This is a genomic window from Pontixanthobacter gangjinensis (assembly GCF_009827545.1).
Taxonomy (GTDB): Bacteria; Pseudomonadota; Alphaproteobacteria; order Sphingomonadales; family Sphingomonadaceae; genus Pontixanthobacter; species Pontixanthobacter gangjinensis.
Genome location: NZ_WTYS01000001.1, coordinates 667,444 through 688,600, shown reverse-complemented (window position 1 = coordinate 688,600; position 21,157 = coordinate 667,444). Strand labels below are relative to the sequence as shown.

The 21,157-nt window shown below is 56.6% G+C and carries 21 protein-coding genes; 14 read left to right on the top strand and 7 right to left on the bottom strand.

The genetic code is table 11. The features are described from left to right. Positions 1-262: 262 nt before the first annotated feature. The gene (locus tag GRI36_RS03275) at positions 263-1,495 is read left to right on the top strand and encodes a carbohydrate porin (RefSeq protein ID WP_160597173.1); all 1,233 of its coding nucleotides are present in this window, start codon (positions 263-265) and stop codon (positions 1,493-1,495) included. On the opposite strand, the gene GRI36_RS03270 is transcribed toward GRI36_RS03275, so the two are convergent. From GRI36_RS03270 to ung, 3 genes are read right to left on the bottom strand one after another with little or no spacing between them, the layout of a single operon-like run. Beyond that, positions 1,492-2,106, bottom strand: a complete 615-nt coding sequence (locus GRI36_RS03270; RefSeq protein ID WP_160597172.1) for a class I SAM-dependent methyltransferase — start codon at positions 2,104-2,106, stop codon at positions 1,492-1,494. The genes GRI36_RS03275 and GRI36_RS03270 overlap by 4 nt on opposite strands. Continuing rightward, positions 2,096-2,467, bottom strand: coding sequence for a TraR/DksA family transcriptional regulator (locus tag GRI36_RS03265; protein ID WP_235902145.1), 372 nt, complete (start codon positions 2,465-2,467; stop codon positions 2,096-2,098). Before GRI36_RS03265 ends, GRI36_RS03270 begins: the two co-directional genes overlap by 11 nt. 9 nt (positions 2,468-2,476) lie before the next feature. Beyond that, on the bottom strand, positions 2,477-3,157 hold the full coding sequence (ung, locus tag GRI36_RS03260) for a uracil-DNA glycosylase (protein ID WP_160597171.1): 681 nt from the start codon (positions 3,155-3,157) through the stop codon (positions 2,477-2,479). Between the two features lie 97 nt (positions 3,158-3,254). On the opposite strand from ung, the gene GRI36_RS03255 reads away from it, so the two are divergent. The 13 genes from GRI36_RS03255 to GRI36_RS14010 all read left to right on the top strand — a co-directional run bounded on the left by GRI36_RS03255 (position 3,255) and on the right by GRI36_RS14010 (position 16,848). Next, positions 3,255-3,872, top strand: a complete 618-nt coding sequence (locus GRI36_RS03255) for a ribonuclease D (RefSeq protein ID WP_160597170.1) — start codon at positions 3,255-3,257, stop codon at positions 3,870-3,872. A gap of 24 nt (positions 3,873-3,896) precedes the next feature. Next, positions 3,897-4,562 carry an LPS export ABC transporter periplasmic protein LptC gene (locus tag GRI36_RS03250; RefSeq protein WP_160597169.1) on the top strand — a complete coding sequence of 222 codons (666 nt, stop codon included), beginning with the start codon at positions 3,897-3,899 and terminating at the stop codon, positions 4,560-4,562. Beyond that, positions 4,562-5,125: an LptA/OstA family protein gene (locus GRI36_RS03245; protein WP_160597168.1), complete on the top strand. Its 564-nt coding sequence runs from the start codon at positions 4,562-4,564 to the stop codon at positions 5,123-5,125. The genes GRI36_RS03250 and GRI36_RS03245 overlap by 1 nt, the downstream gene beginning before the upstream one ends. Positions 5,126-5,187: 62 nt before the next feature. Next, positions 5,188-6,369 carry a nucleotidyltransferase domain-containing protein gene (locus GRI36_RS03240; RefSeq protein ID WP_160597167.1) on the top strand — a complete coding sequence of 394 codons (1,182 nt, stop codon included), beginning with the start codon at positions 5,188-5,190 and terminating at the stop codon, positions 6,367-6,369. A 57-nt stretch (positions 6,370-6,426) separates the two neighbouring features. Further along, positions 6,427-7,521: a GDP-mannose 4,6-dehydratase gene (gene gmd / locus GRI36_RS03235; protein WP_160597166.1), complete on the top strand. Its 1,095-nt coding sequence runs from the start codon at positions 6,427-6,429 to the stop codon at positions 7,519-7,521. 1 nt (position 7,522) lies between these two features. Then, on the top strand, positions 7,523-8,434 hold the full coding sequence (locus tag GRI36_RS03230; protein ID WP_160597165.1) for an FkbM family methyltransferase: 912 nt from the start codon (positions 7,523-7,525) through the stop codon (positions 8,432-8,434). A gap of 15 nt (positions 8,435-8,449) precedes the next feature. Continuing rightward, the gene (locus GRI36_RS03225) at positions 8,450-9,829 is read left to right on the top strand and encodes a lipopolysaccharide biosynthesis protein (protein WP_160597164.1); all 1,380 of its coding nucleotides are present in this window, start codon (positions 8,450-8,452) and stop codon (positions 9,827-9,829) included. 78 nt (positions 9,830-9,907) lie between these two features. Beyond that, entirely contained in the window at positions 9,908-10,849 is a 942-nt protein-coding gene (locus GRI36_RS03220; protein WP_160597163.1) for a GDP-L-fucose synthase family protein, read from the top strand. Further along, positions 10,846-12,147 (top strand): O-antigen ligase family protein, encoded by a 1,302-nt coding sequence (locus tag GRI36_RS03215; RefSeq protein ID WP_160597162.1) that lies wholly within the window; start codon positions 10,846-10,848, stop codon positions 12,145-12,147. Before GRI36_RS03220 ends, GRI36_RS03215 begins: the two co-directional genes overlap by 4 nt. Before the next feature lie 42 nt (positions 12,148-12,189). Then, positions 12,190-12,885, top strand: a complete 696-nt coding sequence (locus GRI36_RS03210; RefSeq protein ID WP_160597161.1) for a polysaccharide biosynthesis/export family protein — start codon at positions 12,190-12,192, stop codon at positions 12,883-12,885. A gap of 32 nt (positions 12,886-12,917) precedes the next feature. Further along, positions 12,918-15,110 carry a GumC family protein gene (locus tag GRI36_RS03205; protein ID WP_160597160.1) on the top strand — a complete coding sequence of 731 codons (2,193 nt, stop codon included), beginning with the start codon at positions 12,918-12,920 and terminating at the stop codon, positions 15,108-15,110. Continuing rightward, positions 15,110-16,258: a hypothetical protein gene (locus GRI36_RS03200; protein WP_160597159.1), complete on the top strand. Its 1,149-nt coding sequence runs from the start codon at positions 15,110-15,112 to the stop codon at positions 16,256-16,258. The genes GRI36_RS03205 and GRI36_RS03200 overlap by 1 nt, the downstream gene beginning before the upstream one ends. Beyond that, a complete protein-coding gene (locus GRI36_RS14010; protein WP_160597158.1) occupies positions 16,255-16,848 on the top strand; it encodes an LbetaH domain-containing protein in 594 nt (197 codons plus the stop codon). The genes GRI36_RS03200 and GRI36_RS14010 overlap by 4 nt, the downstream gene beginning before the upstream one ends. On the opposite strand, the gene GRI36_RS03190 is transcribed toward GRI36_RS14010, so the two are convergent. From GRI36_RS03190 to GRI36_RS03175, 4 genes are read right to left on the bottom strand one after another with little or no spacing between them, the layout of a single operon-like run. Continuing rightward, on the bottom strand, positions 16,822-17,940 hold the full coding sequence (locus GRI36_RS03190) for a glycosyltransferase (protein WP_160597157.1): 1,119 nt from the start codon (positions 17,938-17,940) through the stop codon (positions 16,822-16,824). The genes GRI36_RS14010 and GRI36_RS03190 overlap by 27 nt on opposite strands. Next, complete coding sequence (locus GRI36_RS03185; RefSeq protein ID WP_160597156.1) at positions 17,937-18,788, bottom strand: glycosyltransferase; 852 nt, start codon at positions 18,786-18,788, stop codon at positions 17,937-17,939. The genes GRI36_RS03190 and GRI36_RS03185 overlap by 4 nt, the downstream gene beginning before the upstream one ends. Beyond that, complete coding sequence (locus tag GRI36_RS03180; protein WP_235902144.1) at positions 18,785-20,092, bottom strand: TolB-like translocation protein; 1,308 nt, start codon at positions 20,090-20,092, stop codon at positions 18,785-18,787. The genes GRI36_RS03185 and GRI36_RS03180 overlap by 4 nt, the downstream gene beginning before the upstream one ends. Continuing rightward, positions 20,082-21,080 (bottom strand): glycosyltransferase family 2 protein, encoded by a 999-nt coding sequence (locus tag GRI36_RS03175; protein WP_160597154.1) that lies wholly within the window; start codon positions 21,078-21,080, stop codon positions 20,082-20,084. Before GRI36_RS03175 ends, GRI36_RS03180 begins: the two co-directional genes overlap by 11 nt. Positions 21,081-21,157 lie beyond the last annotated feature (77 nt).

The following is a 21,157-nucleotide window of genomic DNA, read 5'->3' as shown; positions in this document are numbered from 1 at the left end:
GCACAACAACCTCCAAGATGGATTATATATCAATTTTAGATCTTTTTTTCGGCCCCTTGCTGATCTAGAGAGCTGCAATAACAAATGATGCTCTGCTTTAGGACGTGTGCAGTATCATCGAATACAAGGAGCGGAATCTAGTTGATCAAGTGTATTTTACATTTGTGCTCCTAGACGAAATTGCATGAAACTTTATACTCCTAAGCATCATAATTGGAATTATTCGCAGTCCTTTCGGTCAATGATAGTTGCGAGTTCCGCGGTGCTTGCTTTCCTCCCTAATTCTGCATTTGCACAAGATCGGGAAGATCCTGCTGAAAATGGTGACACTTCCGACAGTCCGATTCCGACCGCACGTAATGCACCCGACGCGCCGGACAACCCAACTGAAAAAGCGCCATCGGAAAACATCACTACAAAGGCTATATGGTCCCAATTCCTTGACGTCCCCGTGTCGGGCGATGCGGACAGCACGCTGCGTTATGGAGGGAAGATTGACGCCTATATTGATGTCAAAGGCGGCTTATTCGGGTTTGATGACAGTCTGTCATTACATATCCACCCTGAATTCAAATATGGCGAAAGCAGTAATGGCGAGATCGGGCTGATTCCAGCCAATACACAGCTGTTTTATCCAGGTGACGGCGATGTTTTCGATCTGTCGGTCAATGTCACCAAACGCTGGAAAAGCGGGACCAGTCTGACTGTAGGCAAAATCAACATTCTTGATTTGGCCGCCTTTATTCCAATCCAAGGCGGGGGAGGTCATGAGGGGTTCCAGAACCTCGCAGTCGCCCTACCACCTAGCGCGATTGTGCCCGGTTCGGTTACTGGCGCGGTGCTGAATGTGCCGACCGACACATTATTGTTCCGCGTGATAGTGTTCGATCCTGAATTGCAGTCGCGCCACAGCGGATTGGAAGGCCCGTTTTCCAAAGGCATTGGCTTCCTCGCTTCGGCCACATTGCCGACCAAGATTGGCGGCAATCCCGGATACTACTCGCTGAAGATAGCGAGCTCGACGCGCAGTGAATTGGCGGCTGATGCTTTGCCCGCGGCGCTGATCCCCGCGCCCGGCTCCAGCTTTGGCAATCGCAAGGGAGAATTCAGCGTGATTTTTGCCTTCGAACAATATCTGAGCGTGGATGCCGCAAATCCGGGCAATGGAATCGGCGTTTTCGGCCAAGTGTATTGGTCCAATGGTGACCCCACTTTCCTCGATGCGAGCGGCTTTATCGGCATTGCGGGCAACCCGAAATCGCGCCCGAAGGACCGGTTCGGGATCAATTATTTCCGCTATTCACTCGCCGACGGTTTGGTCGATGTGCTGAACAACCGCTTCGCCTTGAAAGATGAAGAAGGCGTGGAGGCATTCTACACCCTCGGATTGTCGGACAAATTCCGCCTCACCGCGAATGTCCAACTTGTGGATTCCGCGGTTACTGTGCGCGATCTCGGCGTCACTACCGGATTGCGGCTGACCACCACTTTCTAGTCTGGTTTCTGAGCAATGAGAATCATGCTCTTCCATAGGTAAGGCACGCGGCCCACGCCGCGGAAGCCTGTGACGACAAATCCAGCCTCGTCCAGCAATGTGGTTAGCGAAGCGCGGTCCCAGAATTTGATGTGTCCGCCATGCCAATTGGGCGAGAGATGCCGCGCCCATCGCCCCAACACCGCCAGAGCGAGATTCTTCAAATAACCGTGATAGGGTGTGCTCATAATCAAGCTGCCGCCGGGCCGCAGCGCGTCAAAGCAATATCTGGCCAATTGATGCGGCGAATAGAGATGCTCGACGACTTCGGTTGATACCGCGATATCAAATCCATTCTCTGGGCCAAAATTTACCGCGCTATCAAACGTCGCAACTTCGAATTCGGATGTCGGGAATCGTTGCTTGGCTATCGCAATGCCTTCTGCATCAGCGTCAACGCCAGTGACTTCGAAACCGTTTGAGGCCAGAAAACCCGCCAATTCTCCATTGCCGCATCCTGCATCCAGAACCACTTTGCCGCTTGCGAACAGCGCCAGTTCAAGCACCGCAGGGTTTAGATAGTCTGACGATCCTGGCGCATGTCCAGCCCAGCCATAATTCTCAACCTGCATTCCCGCTGCCCCCACTTGCGCAAGAAATACACTGCACCGCAGAGGGATCATTCCGTAATCGCGCCGCTGCCACCTCCTCGCCGCAGGTCAGGCAAAATCCCCACTCGCCTTCCTCTATCCGCTGGAGCGCAGCAATGACCCGCATCCGTTCGGCCCCCCTTCGCTTTTCCGTCGCCAGCGCCATTGCCTGCTGCTGGATCGCATCCATTCGGCTCAGACGGCCCACGCTATCTTGTTGCAGAGTAACCGGCTCGCGGCCTTCGGAACTCATCTGATCTTCGCTCACCAGCTCCGCGAGCCGCGCCTGCAACATCGCTTTGGCCTGTTCATCGGTCATCGGTGTGGCTGTAGGTTTGCACATTGGCGGACCTTACCACTCAATTGGAGCGCGTCCATTCGCAGCCAGAAACGCATTGGCTTTGCTGAACGGCCGCGAACCAAAAAATCCGCGATAGGATGATAGCGGACTGGGATGCGGACCGCTCAATACCAAATGATGCGCCGATCCTTTGTGCGCCAGAATGCGTGCCGCTTTGGTTTGAGCATGGCTGCCCCACAGGATGAACACTGTCGGTTTATCGCGCTCTGCCACGGCCGAAACAATCGCATCTGTAATTGCAGCCCAACCGGCTTTCGCATGGCTGCCAGCCTTATTCGCTTCAACGGTCAGCGCGTTGTTGAGCAGCAACACGCCCTGCCGCGCCCAATGGTCCAAATTGCCATGATCGGGCCGCGCTTTGCCTATGTCAGTTTCCAATTCCTTGAAAATATTGACCAGCGATGGCGGTATCTTCACGCCTTCACTGACAGAGAATGACAAGCCATGCGCCTGGCCTGGGCCATGATACGGGTCCTGACCCAAAATCACGACTTTCACATCGTCGAGCTGTGCCAATTCCAAAGCTCGCAATCGCTGCCCGCGCGGCGGGTAGATTACTTTACCGGCTTCCTCCTGTTCGCGAAGCCAGCCTCCCAACTGCCTAGCCTCAGCTGTGCCCAGCGCATTATCCAGCGCATTTCGCCAGCTGTCAGGGATTGGGTCTGTTGTCATCCAGCCAACCTAACCCCGAAACCTCCCGGCTGCCAGACACGCTGTCCGTGCAATCCCCCCTCTTTCCCTTGTTCCACTATGCGACTAAGGGCAAACCATGACTGTATATTTTCATGAAGAAGACCTCCCCGAAGACGTGCTTGCGCCGGGGCCTGTCGCTGTCGACACCGAAACCATGGGGCTGATTACCCCTAGGGACAGATTATGCGTGGTTCAGATCAGCGATGGCAATGGTGATGAGCATCTGGTCCGGTTCAAAGTCGGCAGCGATTATGACGCACCCAATCTGAAGGCCGTGCTGGCGGATAAGAGCCGGTTGAAACTGTATCATTTCGCACGGTTCGATCTTGCCGCAATCGAATATTACCTCGGCGTTGAAGCCAGCCCGGTATTCTGCACCAAAATCGCCAGCAAGATGACCCGCACCTACACCGACCGGCATGGCTTGAAGAATCTGGTCGTGGAATTGCTCGGCGGAGAGATGTCCAAAGTTCAGCAAAGCTCCGACTGGGGGGCTCCCGAAATCAACGATGCACAGCGCGATTATGCCGCATCCGACGTGCGCTTCCTTCACCGTTTGCACGAAATCTTCGTGGTGCGTTTGGAACGCGAAGGCCGCACAGACATGGCTCAGGCCTGTTTCGATTTTCTGCCTACCCGCGCACGGCTCGACATTGCCGGATGGGCAGAACACGACATTTTCAGCCACGCTTAACCGGCAAGGGACCAGACACGCCCGATGGGCCAGCACAGACGCATCGAAACGCAACAGGCGAAAGAACTGCGCAATGCGCGGAAGCATTTCGCTGTGCCTGGCGGTTCGCATGATAGGCTGGTCAAATTCCTCGGTGCGGTGCTGCCGATGGGCGTTGGAATCATTGCCGCGTTGATGGTGATCACTCCGCTGACCCCGCGCGGCGAAGTCAGCTTCCTGCTCGACCGAAACAAGGTTGCGGTGATTGACGAGCGATTGCGGGTCGATAATGCATTATATCGCGGTCAAGATAATCAAGGGCGGCCCTTCTCGCTAACCGCCGGTGAAGCAGTACAGAAATCAAGCGCCGAGGGCATTGTGCGGATGGATGATCTGGTCGCGCGATTGCTCATGTCCGACGGGCCTGCCCGGATCAGTGCGGAAGGCGGCACGTACGATATTGACAAGGAAATTGTTAGTGCGCCCGACGGCATTCGCCTGACTGCGGCTGACGGTTACACAATGGTTGCACGCGGAGTTTCGATCAATCTCAACACACGGCAAATGGTCGGTGCGGGCGGCGTTGATGGAGCGGTTCCGGCCGGGACTTTTTCCGCTGACCGGCTCGAAGTCGACATGCCCGGCCGCGTGATAACGCTCGACGGCAATGCACGGCTGCGCATGATCCCCGGCAAATTAAGGATGCCGTAATGACCAGACTGAACTTCAAAAAATCTGCACAATCAGCTCTGTTGGGCTTCAGCCTGACTATTGCAGCTGCCCACGGCATGCAATTGCACGCGCAGGCGATTGCTTCGCACAATTCAAACGCACCGGTGAATTACGCCGCTGACCGGATTGAATTGCAGGACCGGCAGAACCGCGTTGTCCTGTCGGGCAATGTCGATATTACGCAGGCTGGCTTGCGTGTCCGCTCCGCACGGACCTTGGTCAATTACAGCGACACGGGATCGCTCAGCATCCAACGGATAACCGCGACGGGCGGCGTCACCGTTACGCGCGGTAGCGAGGCGGCCAGCGGAGATGTTGCGGTCTACGACTTTAATCGCCGGATCATCACCATGGCAGGCAATGTCCGGCTTCGGCGCGGGTCCGACACTTTGAACGGCGGCCGATTGGTCATCGACCTGAAGAGCGGCGTTTCGAGCATTGATGGCCGCGCCAGCGGTTCGTCTTCTGTGACCGGACAGCCGGGCACCAGCTCCGGTTCGAGCGGACGGGTAACCGGGACCTTCTCGGTTCCGGAGAACTGATCCTGCGAGGCGGCGATCTGCGGAAAAGCGAGGCGCCTTGGGAAAAAGACCACGGCCGAATATTGCTGCGGCTGCTTGGACAGAGACAGCTTCAAAAGGATCTGAACGTTCTGTCCGCTGTTCAGTGGCGAAATATTCTGCAGATCGCCGACCAGCATAGGACTCTTGCGCTAATCCACGGGCGGCTCGAGCGTGGTGAAATCGAGATAGAAACTCCCACTGACATTCGCGAAGAACTGCGCAAGGCGCACCGTGAGAGCGCCCTCACAGCATTGGCCCATCGCGCCGAATTATTCTCTACGGTCGAATTGCTGCGCTCGGCCGGGCTTGAAACTGTCGCGCTTAAAGGCGCCTCGCTAGCCTGGTATAGCTATCCTGCGGCGGCGGAGCGGCCGCTGCGCGATATCGACCTTTTGCTGCAGCCCGAGCAGGCATTGGCCGCGTTTAACCTATTGCGCGAGCACGGCTTTGTTCAGTCGGATCCCTCCGCATTGCCCGCTGAACAAATGGTCGGCGCGGCCAAACATTTGCCCCCGCTTACCTCGCCATCAGGCATCGAATTCGAAATTCATATGCATGCGTGGGAACCGCCGGGATCGACCGAATGGACGATGCCCCCGCTGATGGACGAGCGCATTTTTTCTGACGCGCAACCAGCCGGTCCGGGCGATCCATGCCGCTATCCCAAGCCCTACCACATGCTCATCCATCTGGTGGTCCACGCTGCTTACAGCCATCGCTTCGATGTTGGTCCTTTGGTCCTCAGCGATATCGGCTTTTTGCTGGATAGCCATTCAATTGATTGGCTCAATTTCTGGCGAGACGCCGACCAAGGCGGCTATGCGAATGGCGCTGTACTGGTTCTCGCCTTGGTTCAGAAATGGATTAGTAACGGCCAAATCGGCTGGCTCGGCGCTCCCGCAAAACCGCCGGCTGAAGTGCTTAATGATTGCGAGCGATTGCTTGTGCAGAATCTGGCGCAGCGCAAGAATGTTGGTGCTGCGGCGGCAATCATCAATGCCGGAAAAGCTGGCGGAATTGGCGAACTGGGCCGGCGATTGAAGGCCAAATTATCGGGAAAGCAACGCGGGGTTTTCGCATCTGATACTATGCAGCGTGAAAAATATTTGCCCTGGCTGTTCCGGCGCGGGGCAAGCTTCGCTGCCAGCATGACCGCACCTGAATCGCGCTCCACGGCAGCCCAAATGGCGCGTGTCGGGCAATATCTATCACGCCAAAAATGAGTGCATCTCATTCCCCTGCGACTTGCTCCACCGTGCAAACCCGCTAGGCCTGAAACGATGGAGCAATCTGACGAAATAAGCGGGGTAGGCAAGCGGGCCTTAGTCACCGGCATTACTGGGCAAGATGGTGCCTATCTGGCCCGGCTGCTACTGGAGAAGGGCTATGAGGTGCACGGCATCAAGCGGCGTTCCTCATCCTTTAACACCGGCAGGATAGAGGACATATACGAAGATCCGCATGTGCCCGATCCGCGCCTGATCCTGCATTATGGCGATCTGACCGATGCGACCAATCTTATCCGTATCGTACAAGAAACGCAGCCGCACGAAATCTACAATCTGGCCGCGCAAAGCCATGTTCAGGTCAGCTTTGAAACGCCTGAATACACCGCCAATTCGGATGCGATGGGCACGCTGCGTTTGCTCGAAGCGATCCGCATTCTAAAGCTGGAGGGCAGCACGCGGTTCTATCAGGCCTCAACATCGGAAATGTATGGCACAGCGCAAGAAGTGCCACAAACCGAAACCACCCCTTTTCAGCCGCGCAGCCCCTATGCCGTTGCCAAGCTTTACGCCTATTGGATCACGGTCAATTACCGCGAGGCGTACGGTATTCACGCGTCCAACGGCATTCTGTTCAATCATGAAAGCCCGCTGAGAGGCGAAACCTTCGTAACGCGCAAGATCACTCGCGCGGTCGCCGCGATTGCTTTTGGCAAGCAGGATCGCCTCTATCTCGGCAATCTGGATGCCAAGCGTGATTGGGGGCACGCTAAGGAATATGTGCGCGGGATGTGGCTGATGCTGCAGCAGGATGTGCCAGATGATTACGTGCTGGCCACCGGCCACACTACGTCGGTGCGCGACTTCACTAGATGGGCCTTTGCCGACGCAGGTATCGAAATAGAATTTCGCGGAGAAGGCCTGAAGGAGCAAGGCGTGTGCAAGAAAAGCGGGCGGGTTCTGGCCGAAATCGACCCAAGATATTTCCGCCCGACCGAAGTTGACCTGCTCATCGGTGATGCCAGCAAAGCGCACAACAAGCTCGGCTGGCAGCACGAAACCGGAGTGCGCGAATTGGCGCGCGAAATGGTCAAAGCCGATCTGGAATTGATGGGCAACACCCCCAATCCAAGTCCACCACACGGCTGACATGAGCACGCGCGACAAGGATAGCAGGCTAAGCCGGAGCCTGCGTTCGCTCTATTTCTCCGGCGGAATTGCAAAGGCGCTGCTTGCCGCGCCGGTCGCGCTGCGGCGCAAATACATCGACCGCGTGAATGCACCAGCAATGAAAACAGCAGAAAATGCGGCAAGGCGGATTGGCGGGGATGTGGTGCTGGACCTGCCCGAATTTGCCGGTCGTTTTGCCTGTTCCCCAAAGTCGCATCTGTTCCGCAGGATCATCCTGCATGACCGTTACGAACCCGAAGTTACCGCGCTTATTCGCAAGCACATTGATCCGCAGCGCGATATGATTGATGTGGGCGCCAATGTCGGCTTCTTCACGATGCTCGGCGCCAGCCTGCTGAGGGACGGCCGGGTCTTGGCCATTGAGCCGTCAGCCGAGGCATTTGCCCGGCTTTCGCAAAATATCACTGCCAATGGACGCGATGATCGGGTGATCGCGTTCAACGGCGCAGCAACCGCTGGTGCTGGGGCTGGCCAGGCCATCCTGCACGAGATCGCCGGAAAAGAAGAATATGCCTCAATGAAACCGGTCTCTCATCCGGCAACCAAAGGCGATAGTGTGGGGCAGTCGCAAGTACAGACCAGCACGATTGACCTGTTGTCCCGCCAGCATAGCCTATCGCCCGGCTTGATTAAGATTGACGTTGAAGGTGCCGAAGCGCTCGTGCTGGAAGGCGCCGCGCAGACACTTGCACAGCACCGACCGGTCATTTTGTGCGAGCTGGCGAGAGATCTCCTGAGCGGCTTTGGCTCGTCACCCGAGACCATTATCGCGATGATCGAGGAGCTTGATTACCAGATCATGGATGCTGCCGACCCGGCACGCGCGCCCGATACGCGGATGCATGGGGAAATCCTGTGCATGCCGCGCTAAGGTTGGACCGCCGGGATGGCTGACGTCCGTCAGAGATTGCTCCAAGCCAGCGGCGCGAGCGGGGTAAGCCTGATTGCGCGGATGCTTGAACAATTACTGTTCGTGCCTGTTTTGCTCGCCGCCTGGTCGGTTGAATTGTTTGGCGAATGGCTGCTGATTGCGGCGATACCAGTCTATCTTGCACTGCTCGATTTCGGGGTTGTGCAATCGGGATCAAATGAATTGGCGAAGCGCGCTGGCGATGGTGACGAGCAGAATATGGCTCGTTTTTTTCGCGATTATTCGTCGGCATTCTTGCTGTGGTCGCTGATCCTGTTCGCATTGTTGGTGGTGCTGGTGCTGGTCAGTCCTGTCAGCGATTGGTTGCGGCTCTCGGCAATATCCAACGGTGAAGCACAAGGCATTTTCGTGCTGCTAATTGCCGGAACGCTTGTTTCGCAAAATTCCCTGGCTCTAATCGCCGGGATGAGAGCGCGGCGCATCCTGCCGGCGGGCTTGCTGGTTCGGGCAACAGGTGCCTTTCTTCGGCTTGGGGCAGCGTTCATCGCGGTTGGGTTGCTGGACGCTGGGCCAATCGAGCTCGCTGCGATCCTGCTTATCAGCCGGATCGCAGAATATGGAATTCTGGCGCTTATTCTCGCTGGCAGGGATCTAGCGCCCGCGCTTAATCCGTTTCGCAAACGGACCGAGAGCCTGCGCGGGTTTCTTGGCAGCGGAATGGAATTCATGCTGTTCCCGCTAGCCCAATCGCTCATCCTGCAAGGGGCGGTAGTGGTGGTTGGCATGACTTTTGGAGCTGCGGCGGTCGCAATTTTCGTTACCCACAGGACGCTTTCGCGGATGGTATCGCAAGTGGTCCAATTGGCGGTCGTGCCGCTTCGGGCCGAGGCAGGCCTGTTGCAAGCGGACGAACAAAAGGCTGAATTGGGCGCGATCTTGCTTAGCGTTTCTCGGCTGACTTTCTGGGCCGCGATCATCGTTGCTGCGGGATTGATGGCGCTCGGACCGTGGTTTTTTGAAGTCTGGACTGGCGGGAAAATCCTGTTTCTGCCCATTCTGTTTGCCACCTTGTTATTGGCCACTTTGTTCGAAGCTTTGTGGTCGGTTTCCTCAACAATCCGGATGGGGACAAACCGGCACCGCCCACTGGCATGGAGTTATCTGGCAGTAAGCCTTGCCGGACTGGTCCTTATGCTTGGCTTGTCGCAAACAGGCTCATTGTCGTTGCTATCCATTGGCATAGTCATGGCCGAACTGATGATGACGCTTATCGCGATACCGATCACGCTTTCACTGGTCGGCTTGCAGAAACGCTCGTTCCTGCTTGGCCACTGCCGCCCTCCGATTGCAGAGCTTGGCGCATTATGGCGACGGGTTGTTTCAGGCTCTCGGTGAATTTGGCCGCGATGTTACATAAATTGCGATGCGCGCCGAAGCTTGCCATGACATAGGTGATAATAAGGGGCAGCCAGAATGTTCGAATTATCAGGAAAGCGTATTTTCGTTGCGGGCCATCGCGGAATGGTCGGCTCTGCTGTCTTGCGCCGCCTTGTGGCTGAGGAGTGCGAATGTTTGACTGCTGACCGCAGCACGCTTGATCTGCGCGATCAGGCCGCAGTCCGCGAGTGGTTCAATTCTAACCAGCCCGATGCAGTGATTTTGGCAGCCGCGAAAGTCGGCGGAATACGCGCAAATTCAGACTCACCAGCCGATTTCCTGCATGACAATCTGGCAATCCAGACAAACGTTATCGAGGGCGCATATCGCAGCGGCGTGTCAAAGCTGTTGTTTCTGGGATCATCCTGCATCTATCCCAAATTTGCCGAACAGCCGATTACGGAAGACAGCCTACTGACCGGCCCGCTGGAGCCGACCAATGAATATTACGCGATTGCCAAAATCGCCGGGATAAAACTGTGTCAGGCCTACCGCCGCCAGCATGGTTGCGACTTCATTTCGGCCATGCCGACCAATCTTTACGGCACCAATGACACTTACGATCTCGACAACAGTCACGTTCTGCCCGCACTGATCCGCAAGGCTTACGAGGCCAGGCAAGCGGGCCAGAATACTTTGGCTGTATGGGGCAGCGGCACACCACGCAGAGAATTTCTGCACGCCGACGATTTGGCCGATGCTCTGGTATTCTTGCTGAAGAACTATTCTGACGAACAGCACATCAACGTGGGCAGCGGAATCGATCTGACAATCGCAGAACTGGCGAAAATGGTAATGCAAGCGACCGGGTTGGAGGGAAATTTGGAACTGGATACAAGCCAGCCCGACGGCACTCCGCGCAAATTGCTCGATTCCACGCGGATCAGGGGTCTAGGCTGGTCGCCAAGGATTTCACTAGAACACGGTATCGCCCAAACGGTGGCGGAATATGCGGCGGGGGCAAGCAAGCGGAAATGACGCACACTGGCACCTCTCGCAGCAATACTCGGCTTGTGGCTTGCGCGGGTTTGCTAATTGTCGCGCTGCTCGCAGGAGGCACATCGCGCCCGTTGAATGATCTGGCCGTTTTGCTTGCTGCATTGCCGCTGCTTTATCTCACATTGGCGACCAGTGCGAAGTGGCCGCTTGCCTGGACAGCTAAGCTGGCGCTTGGCCTATTCGGCGTTGCTCTTCTGCAATTGATACCTTTGCCGCCGTCAATCTGGACCGCACTGCCCGGACGCGAGCTAGCCGCCGCGTCGTTGGTTGCATCGGGAAATGAGCTGGGCTGGCGGCCAATTGCTCTAGATCCCGGCGCCGCGGCAATCGGTCTGCTTACCTTGGTTGCCCCGCTGGTGCTGCATATCGCGGTGACACGCTTGGATGGAAAGTCGATCAAGCGCCTGCTTGCCTTGGTCGCTGGATTTGCTCTGCTCAGCGCGGCATTGGGCATTGTCCAGCGCGTCTCGGGCGGCTTCTCGCTTTATGCCACAGAACATGCGGGCACCGCGACCGGAATGTTCACGAACCGCAACCATCATGCTGATTTGCTGATTGCGGGAATGCTGCTGACCATCGCCTTGCTGCCAACGCGGCATTTCCGCCAATATAAATACATTGCCACGATGGGGGTTATATTCCTGCTGTTCGCAATAATTTCCACCACATCCCGCGCCGGGATAGCTTTGTCGCTGCCGGCCGCGCTCGCCGCCTTGCTGGCCATCTGGCGGCCTGCAAAGAAGTGGTGGGCCGGGCTGGTGCTGGCTGGAATTTTGGGGTCAGTCGCGATTTTGTTTATCCCGGCGTTTTCGGACATCTTTGAAAGGTTCGGCATCGCTCCGGACGACCAGCGCCTGACCATGGCACGCGACAGCATTGCCGCAACCCGTGCGATGTGGCCGTTTGGATCGGGCTATGGCAGCTTTGTGCCAGTTTATATGGCTTACGAGGACCTCGATCTGCTCGAAACGCGCTATGTCGTCGCCGCCCATAACGACTATTTACAATTGGCGCTTGAAGGCGGTGTCGCTGGTGTCATCACCGCTGTTGCTGCGCTGGTCGCGCTCGCCCTGTTGGCGTGGAATTTGCTACAAGTCCGCGCAGACCGGCTTGCATGGGCCGCTTGGGGGGTAGCGGCGGTACTGCTGGCCCATTCGGCGCTTGATTTTCCTCTGCGCACGGGCACTCTCGCGATGCTCTTAGCATTATGCACAGCGGCTGCACAAAAATTGCCAACGGAATTGCGAAATGCGCGGCGGAATGGCAGTTACCGCTGAGCTGAAATGCGTGATCTCACGTATCAGCGCCGGGAACCGCCAATGAAGAGACATCTGTTAGCACTGTTGCCCACGATGTTGGCGGCTCTTGCTCTTGCCTCTTGCTCGGGCGGGCCTGCGCCAAACCTGCCTTCGGGCAGCGCTGCCTATGATATCGTTCCGGTGGGCGATGTAGTTGCCCCGCGCCGTTCGGAAATCGGCCCGAATGACGAACTGAGCATTTCTGTCTTCAGGGAGCCCGAATTGTCGCTCGAACGCGCAATCGTCGATTCCAACGGAGAGGTTCAGGTTCCGCTGCTTGGAGCAGTGCCGGCAGCAGGCCAAACAGCAGCCGATTTCGCCCGAACTTTGGAACGCAGATTTGGTCAACTTTATCTGGTCAACCCTAGCGTGACCGTTGCGATCACAGAAGCGGCACTCAGCCGGGTTACGGTTACTGGAGCAGTGACCAAGCCGGGCGTTTATGACATGCCCAGCCGTATCTCTCTGATTGATGCTGTGGCCTTGGCTGCTGGCCCGACCAACGTCGCGAAATTTGACAGTGTGGTAGTGTTCCGCCGGATTGATGGCGAGCGCGTTGGCGCTCTGTTCAACCTTGGCGCAATCAATGCCGGGGCCGCCGATGATGTCGAGATTTTGCCTGGTGACCAAGTAATCGTCGGAACCGATATTATGAAACAACTCTACCGTGACGCGCTGACCACGGCGCCTCTAATCAGCATATTCAGGCCGTTTTGAATGATGAGCCGCAACACTCAGCAAGGCGAGCCATGAGCCAAAGCTCTAACAACAGCAACACCATGCCGGACGCTTCGCCCCAAGCCATGCCCCAAGCCATGCCCCAAGCCATGCCCCAAGCCATGCCAAGCATAGGGATCGATCTGCGCCGGGTTGCCAGCGCGCTTTACCGTAACCGCTTTATTACCGCCGGGTTGATCGTTGCGGCGCTGGTGCTCGGGGTAATCGTAACGCTATCAACCACCCCGATCTACAAAGCGACCGGCACCATCCAGATCGACAGTCAGGTGAATGAGGTGCTCGACGAAGATGCCACCATGCCGCCAGTTGAATGGGATGTGGAACGCTTTCTCCAGACCCAGCTTGATGTGCTGCTCAGCACCGGAATGGCCGAAAAAGTCGCCGGCCGGCTCAACCTCGCAAATGATGACACTTATTTTGACCGGATGGGCATCCCCGCTCCGCAAATTGCAGCACCGGGCAAGACCATGGCGCAAACGCGGCGAGATAGTATTGCAGCCAGTTTGCAGGCCAATGTAATCGCCGAATTACCGCGATATAGCCGGGTGGTCGAAGTCGGGTTCACCAGCAAGGACGCAACATACGCTGCGGTCATCGCCAACGCCTATATCGAAAGCTTTATCGCCGCCAATCTGCAACGCAAATTTGATAGTTCGTCCTATGCCAGAACTTATCTTGAAGAGCAGCTGGAGCTGGCCAAAGGACGCCTCGAAACCAGCGAACGTGCGCAGGTCGATTATGCGCGCCGATTTGGGTTGGTCGATTTGCCCGAACCGGGTGACCGTGACGGCAATGTATCACTGGTCCAAACTAATCTGGCCGATGCGAACACCGCGCTGAATCAGGCCCGGACACAGCGAATCGCGACAGAAGAAAAATTCCGTGTCGCGCAATCGGGCGATTCGCTTTCAATCCCTGATGTTCAGGAGAATAGCTATATTCAAGGGCTGCAACGTGAACGCGCAACGGTATCCGCTGACATGGCGCGCGATGGTGAGCGGTATAAATCCGAACATCCGGTGATGCAGCAACACCAGCAACGACTGCAAGGTATCGACCAGCAATTGGGCAGCGCAGTTTCCGATGTTCGCGGGTCTCTACGCCAGCGTTATCAAGCTGCGTTACGCAATGAACAACGTCTGGCCGCGCAAGTCGCGTCGCTGCGCGCAGGCACAGCCAACGAACAATCAGAACGCATCCAGTATAATATCCTTGAACGCGAAGCCGGCACCAATCGGGCGATGTATGATGCTCTGCTGCAGAGGTTTAAAGAAGTCAGCGCCTCGGCTGGTGTTACCACTAACAACATTTCGATGGTGGACCGGGCGAAGGTCCCCGGCGGTGCGTTCAGCCCTAATCCGCTGTTCAACATGGCCTTGGCGCTGTTTGGCGGATTGTTGCTGGCGGCAGTCTATGTGTTCCTGCGCGAATTTATCGACGATGCTGCACGAACGCCTGAGGATGTGACCGACCGGCTTGGCCTGCCTTTCCTTGGCACAGTTCCAAAACTGGCCAGCGGCGAAGGCATCGTAGCGGAGTTGGAAGATCCGAAATCCGGCCCGTCCGAATCCTTTGCTGCTCTGAGAACCTCACTTGGCCTGCTCTCGGCGGAGGGGCTTAGCTCATTGCTAATCACCAGCAGCCAGCAATCGGAGGGCAAGAGCTTGGTTGCTTACGGCATCGCCCGCAGCATGGCGCGGGCGGGACAAAAAGTATTAATTGTCGACAGCGATTTGCGCCGCCCTTCGCTTCACCAGGTTTTTGGTGTCTCGCGCGACATCGGGCTGACCAATATCCTCACCCGCCAGAATGAATGGCAGGATACCGTCGTTAAAGCACAAGAGAATCTCGACTTAATTCCTTCTGGCCCATTGCCGCCCTCGGTTCCCGAATTGCTTTCAAGCGCAAATTTCGAAGATTTCCGCGACACAGTCTGCGCCGCCTACGATGTGGTAATATTTGATGGCCCGCCGGTGCTTGGTCTGGCTGACACAGTGCTGCTTGCCCAGCGGCTCAGCCATCTGGTGTTTGTCACCGAAGCAGGACGCGCAACCCATGGACGGGCGCAAACCGCCATCCGCAGACTGCGTGAGAATGGCATCCATATCGACGGAGCGGTTCTCAACAAATTTGACCCGCGCCAATCGGGCTATGGCTATGATTACGGTGCCTATTATTCCTATGGGCGGGAGAGCGCGGCCTGATGCGCCGCATCTGGGCCGGGCTACTCACCGGGGTCATAGGTGTGATGGGCGGGTCGGCTCTCAGCCTGCAAGCCTATTCTAAGGTTCGGCCCGAAGCCGCACAATTAATCCCTTGGTCGAGTGAGGCGCAAAAGCAGGCTGCGCAAGCCGCCATCGGCAAGGGTTCGCGGCAGGCCGCGGCCAAGTTTGGGAAACACGCTGTAGCGGCGATGCCGATCGACCAATTTGCGCTGGCCGTATCCTCACCTGCGATGCCGCCTGAACGGCAATTGATCATTCTTAATCTGGCTGCCGCGCTCGGGTGGCGCGACGCGGCGACCAATATTGCGCTGGTTGAAGCAGCATTGCGCGAAGCCGAGCCGGTCGTGGCCGCTCAGCGCATCGACGCACTGGGTAGAACGATCGGGGCTGAAACCGCCACACCCCTGACTGATAGATTGCTCGGAATTGAAGGCGGAATTGCCGCGCTTGCTGTTCGCGCCCAAACGCGAACTGGCAAGGGCTGGTGGGAAGGCTATTTTCGGTCCCAACCGGCAAACCGCAAAATTGCCGAACAACGTACGGCTTTACTGGGCCAGTTCGATCGCGCCGACGGCGCATGGCTGGCAATTATGATCCGCGACGCCGCCATCGGATTTTCTAAGAGCGGATATGATGATTTGACGATGCAAGCCTGGCGAGCATCGCTGCCCCCCGGTGCCCCTTTTGCGGGGCCGATATATGATCCGCAATTCACCAAGGGTGTCCCGAAAGCAGCAGCGATCGGCGGTGAGTGGCAACTTGCCCGCGCTGCCCCCGTGTTGATTTCGAAGGCCGAAAATGGCGGGATTGTGATCGAGCGAACGCAGGATGCAAGCGGACCTATTTTTTCTCAATTGCTGTCGGTCGGGCCGGGTCGGTGGCGGTTCGGAGTGGATGGCACCGCCACGGGAACTCCAGAACTGGAATGGCGCATGTCGTGCGCAGGTAAAAGCGCCGGCAATAGCGGCCACCAACTTAGCAAAACGAGTGGCGACAAAGATTACACAATCACCATCGCCGCCGGTTGCCCCACGGCTCGTTTGACCCTTTTCGCCGCTCCCAAACAGAGTGCCGATGACGCAATTTTCGAACTCCGCAGGCTGACTATGGTGCGAACCGAACAGTGAAGCCACTTGGCGCATCAAGCAGCCGGCCACTCGATGGCGGCCCCAGTTTCCCCCTCACCAATCGGATTGAGCGGGCGCTATGGATCGCAGTCTGGACACTATTTGGCCGGATCGCTCCGCCGCCACTGGGGCGTGCGTGGCGGCGGACCTTGCTCAGGCTATTCGGCGCAAAAATCGGGCGGGCCTGCGTGATTTACCCCAGCGCGAAAATCTGGCTGCCTCGAAATTTGATAATGCACAGCAAGGCAACATTGGGGCCTGGCGTCCATTGCTACAACATGGCCCCTGTCGATATTGGCGAAGGGGCCATTGTCTCGCAGCGCGCATTCCTGTGTGCAGGAGGCCATGACATTAGGGACACCCATTTCCAATTGGTGACGAGGCCCATCATGATCGGGGCAGGCAGCTGGATTGCCGCTGAGGCGTATGTTGGCCCAGGCGTAACCATTGGGGCGAGAGCCGTTCTTGCGGCTCGCGGCTGTGCGATTGGTGATGTAGCCGAAGGAACCGTTTGGGGCGGCAATCCGGCCAAGCAGATCGGCGTCAGGCCGTCACCAGAATCATTATCCGCCGATCAATCGCGCGACTGAGTTCGCAAACGCATCGCTATGTCCAAGCGGCGCAAGTTCGCGCGCGCCGTTCCGCAGATCGGTCCATAAATCTTCATCGCCGGAGACCCTTATCATCAATTCGGCCAGCCGGTCTTCGTCGTCAGCTTGGAACGTAAAACCGCTGACACCATTCTTTGTCAGCCTGTCCGTCGCGCCACATTGAGTGCTGGCGAGGACCGGGAGATCAAGCGCAAGCGCCTCTGGCACCACATTACCGAAGGTTTCCGACACGCTCGGTAACAAAATGCATAGCGCATCACGCATTAATGGCGCCACCTGCTCGGTCTGAACAAAACCCAGCCAGTCGATGTGGCTTTCAATTCCCAAATTGGTAGCCAGCGCTTTTAGCTCCGCCTCAAGCGGGCCCGAGCCCGCGATTTGTAACCGCCGCGGATCTTGGGTGCTTTTCGAATAGGCCGCATAGGCGCGCAACATGCCGGGGAAATTCTTTTCCCAAATCAACCGCGCCACAGCCAGAAATGGCCGTTCTGCAAATCTTTTGCGATCTGCTTCGGGATAATCTGCTTGCCTGCGTATGCGGTCTTGATCAACCGTATTGTAGCCACCGAAAATACGCGCTTCGGGCAAACCCAAAAACCGGAAATAGGCCAGCGAACGGTCTTCCGATCCGATCGCCCCAGAGTAGGGTTTCAAAAACAACCGCTTGGCCCGCTCGCGCAAACCGGACCGCCGCGCATCGTCATATTTGGAACATCCCATCGTGACAATTTCAATTCCCTTGCGCCTGAGACGCAACGCGGCGAGCAAAATGGCTGGCTCATTGTAATGGCTGAGGAAGACAGCCTCACAATTGAATTGCTGAACGCAGCGCACGATAGCGCTTGCGATTTTCCAGTTCGCATGATCTCCCCAGCGGCCAATTTCAAACAACGTCTGTTTTTGGAAGTCTAAATTCTCCGGTTGGATCCAATCATACAAATCGCTGCCAGCGAATAATTCTATGCCCAGGACCTCTGCCGATCCACGCAAATGGCGCGCGACAGCATTGCACCGGTCAGCATGCAGCGGGCCAAAATTGTCCCAGACGAATGCGATCCTTTGCAGCGTCAAAGGTCTTCCGCCCAATCGGGTGGCAGCGCTTCGCGGAACTGATGCTTGCGCGGCATAAGCTGGTCACTGATCCGGGCAATTGTCATGTAAGGATGAATAAACCGCTGTGCCACTTGCCTCAGCTTTCGCAGATGCCTGTCGCGCGGAGTGATCTTGTGGCCAATTTGTTCGCGGAAATAGCGGTCATGCGTGCGCAGGCTTTCATCGGCAAAACGCTGGCTGACCGTGATAGAATTGGGCTGCATGCGGAAGATTGACCAGAAGCCAGCAGCATTGATTAGCGGATATCCAGCGCGGTCGAGGTCAACTAGCAATTCTGCGTCCCAGCTGGTGCTATTCGCCAAATTGAAGCCGCCGACCGCTCGAAACGCTGCAGCATTATAGAAGGTTGATTGCTGCAAGGCGAAAGCCGTGCCCATCACAAACTTGCGCGCGCTGAACTGTGTTGAGATGGCGCGGCGGATGAAATTTCCGCTCGCATCAGTGATATACCCGTTACCGATAATCGCGCCTGCATCGGGGTACTTCTCCATTTCGAACGCAGCCTGAGCAAATGCGTCCGGCAGAAATACGTCATCAGCATTGAGATATATCAGCCAATCGCCGCTGGCTTTGGCAAAGCCTTTGTTCAATCCGTCAGCAGGTCCATCGTCCTGTTCTGATAAAACGGTGAAGCGACCGGAATGGATTTTCGCAAGCTGTTCCAACACCAGATCTGTTGTGTCAGTCGAGCCGGGATTTACGATCAGATATTCAACCTCAACTCCGGTTTGCGATAGAATGCTTTCGGCGGCTGCGGCCAGATATTCGCCTTGGTTAAAGGCGTTGGTGACGACGCTAATTTTCATGTCGGCGCCACAATCGCGGACACATCAAACACAGCCATCCGGCGGAGCCCATTTTCGCAAAAATCGACGGCTATCTTGGTCTCGTCGCGGTTCCACCGGGGATGGAGATCGCATTTTGCATCGCTATCACGGCTCATCACCCCGTCCCTGATCCGTGCAACATCGACCCGCTGCCGGGTCTGCCGGTTCCACAGGATAAGCGCCAATTCACCCTGCGCATCTGGATAGGTGTCGGTCACAATCCAATCATGGCGCCGCGCAACCATCGGGTGCCCGTCACAATCAAGCGCTGGCCAGCCGAACTTTGTTTTGTTACCCGATCCATCGATCTTGAGCGCGAAGTAGCTTTCCGACAACACCCGCTTCTTCCACCGGCCAGTGAAGCGCCTTGCAAGATTGACCACGGGCCGGATGAGTGAAGAATTGAGTGCACCGCTTGAGCGCATCTTGGCCAAGCCGCTTCCTGCAAAACGCGCCCAGATCAACAGAGTTTGATTATCAAGCCAATCGAAATGGCTGACCTTCTCCTCGGCTAGAGAGATAAGATTGGTCCCGTCTGCATCGCACACCAGCATCCGGGTAAAGGACCCCTCATCGTCGGCAAAAAATCGGTGTAGGAAAACCACTTTGGTCCCGTCTGGGCTAATCGAAGGATGCGTCAGGAAATGCCCTGCGCCGGTGCTTGCTTCGTCCCATTCGTCCAAGACTTTAGCTAAGGAGAGGAAAAGGCGACGCTGCCCTGAGGCCAGATCATTGCGCCACAATCCGGTTTCGCCTGCATCATCCGAAAGCGGTTTTTGCAACAGGCTGGCATATCCATAGGCTGGCCACCTCGCCGCCAAAGTGCCGAAATCAGGGCTTATGCCCCAAGTCCCGTCCGGGGAAATAGCATAGAGGCCTCCATCAGCCACTTTGCGCTCATTCATGTCCATATCAACCAGCCCAGCCACGCATCCACCGCTGCTGCCGATAGTGTTGAAGGCCGCAATGCCAGTGTGACCGGGTACCCATTGCATCCGCGCCGCCTGTTGGAAATTCCAGCAGGTCGTGTCCGCGATATTTACCACTTCGCCCGTATCTGGATCCCATGAGCAAATCGATGCCGGTTGCGTTGTATCCGCCACTGATTGCGCAGTCGGGGGCAGCCTGAGGCCCAGCAACAATTCGCCGTTTGGCGACCACGGGGAGATATCGTGGAAGCCGAAAAAAATGCTTTCATCGTTTGGCGTCATTTGTGGCGCTGGGACGCTTTCATGCCGCCAAGCAACAGGACCCGAGCCGGCTGAATTCGGGTCAGCCATCATCGCGCGAACCTTTGCTGCGATCCAGAAATTTTCTGACACCCAATCCGGTCACTGCTTCGAGAGCGTCAAGCCGCTCTTCTGCGTCTTTACAGCTGACCATTGCGCGCTCCAGTTCATAGCGCTTGGCATCGACAAGGAAGCGGTACCAGAAACCTTGCAGGAGATGGTAGATCAGGCCTGCGCGGCCGTCGAGAAAGCCGCGCTGGAAGATATAGCGGAAAAGAAAGTACATTGCCGGTCCGACACCCAATGGCAGCCGGTTGTAGAACGATAGTTTGGCAGAGCGCTTTCGCTTGGCTTGTCCCGTTGACGCTATTTCGGATCGGTCTTGCTCGCCATCCAACTGATATTTGGCGATCAGTATATCGGCCGCTTCACGCGAGGCGTAGACGTTGTGCTTCGTAGTAAAGAAGCCGAGGCCGCGCTGGTTATCGTCAACGAATTTGCCTCTAACGTGGAGAATGTCGCCATGAGTGAGGATGATATGTTCATCCATCCAGCGCTGTTCTATGCGGCCCGCTGCGGGGCGCCAGATTCTAAGGAGGGATAGCGGATAGCGCCCGCCATGTTTAATCCAGCGCCCTAGAAAATGATGTTGGCGGTCAAGACTGATGCCAGTGGTCTCCGCGGCCAATGCAGGTAGGGTTGCGCGAAGGTTTCGCACCAAATCCGGCCCTATCCATTCGTCAGCGTCGAGGCGCATCACCCACTCTGTGTCGATCCCGCAATGGCCCAGTGCCCACTGAAATTGATCCGCATAATTTAGCCAGGGCCGTTCAAATACTGATGCGCCGGACTGCAGTGCGATATTGATCGTTTCATCGGTTGAGCCGGAGTCAACGATGATCACGCGCTCGGCAATATTTGCAACAGATGCCAATACTCGCGGTAAATGAATGGCCTCGTCCCGCGTAAGGATAATCACCGTCAGCGAGAGCGGCGCGCTGTCTTGCAAAGTATCAAGCTTAGAGTTTCGCGGCCCGGCCATAGCCATAACTCTATGATGCGATGAAGCGGAATGGAAGAGCGGGAAGGAGGCGTAATTGGCATATCCCCCTCCCCGCA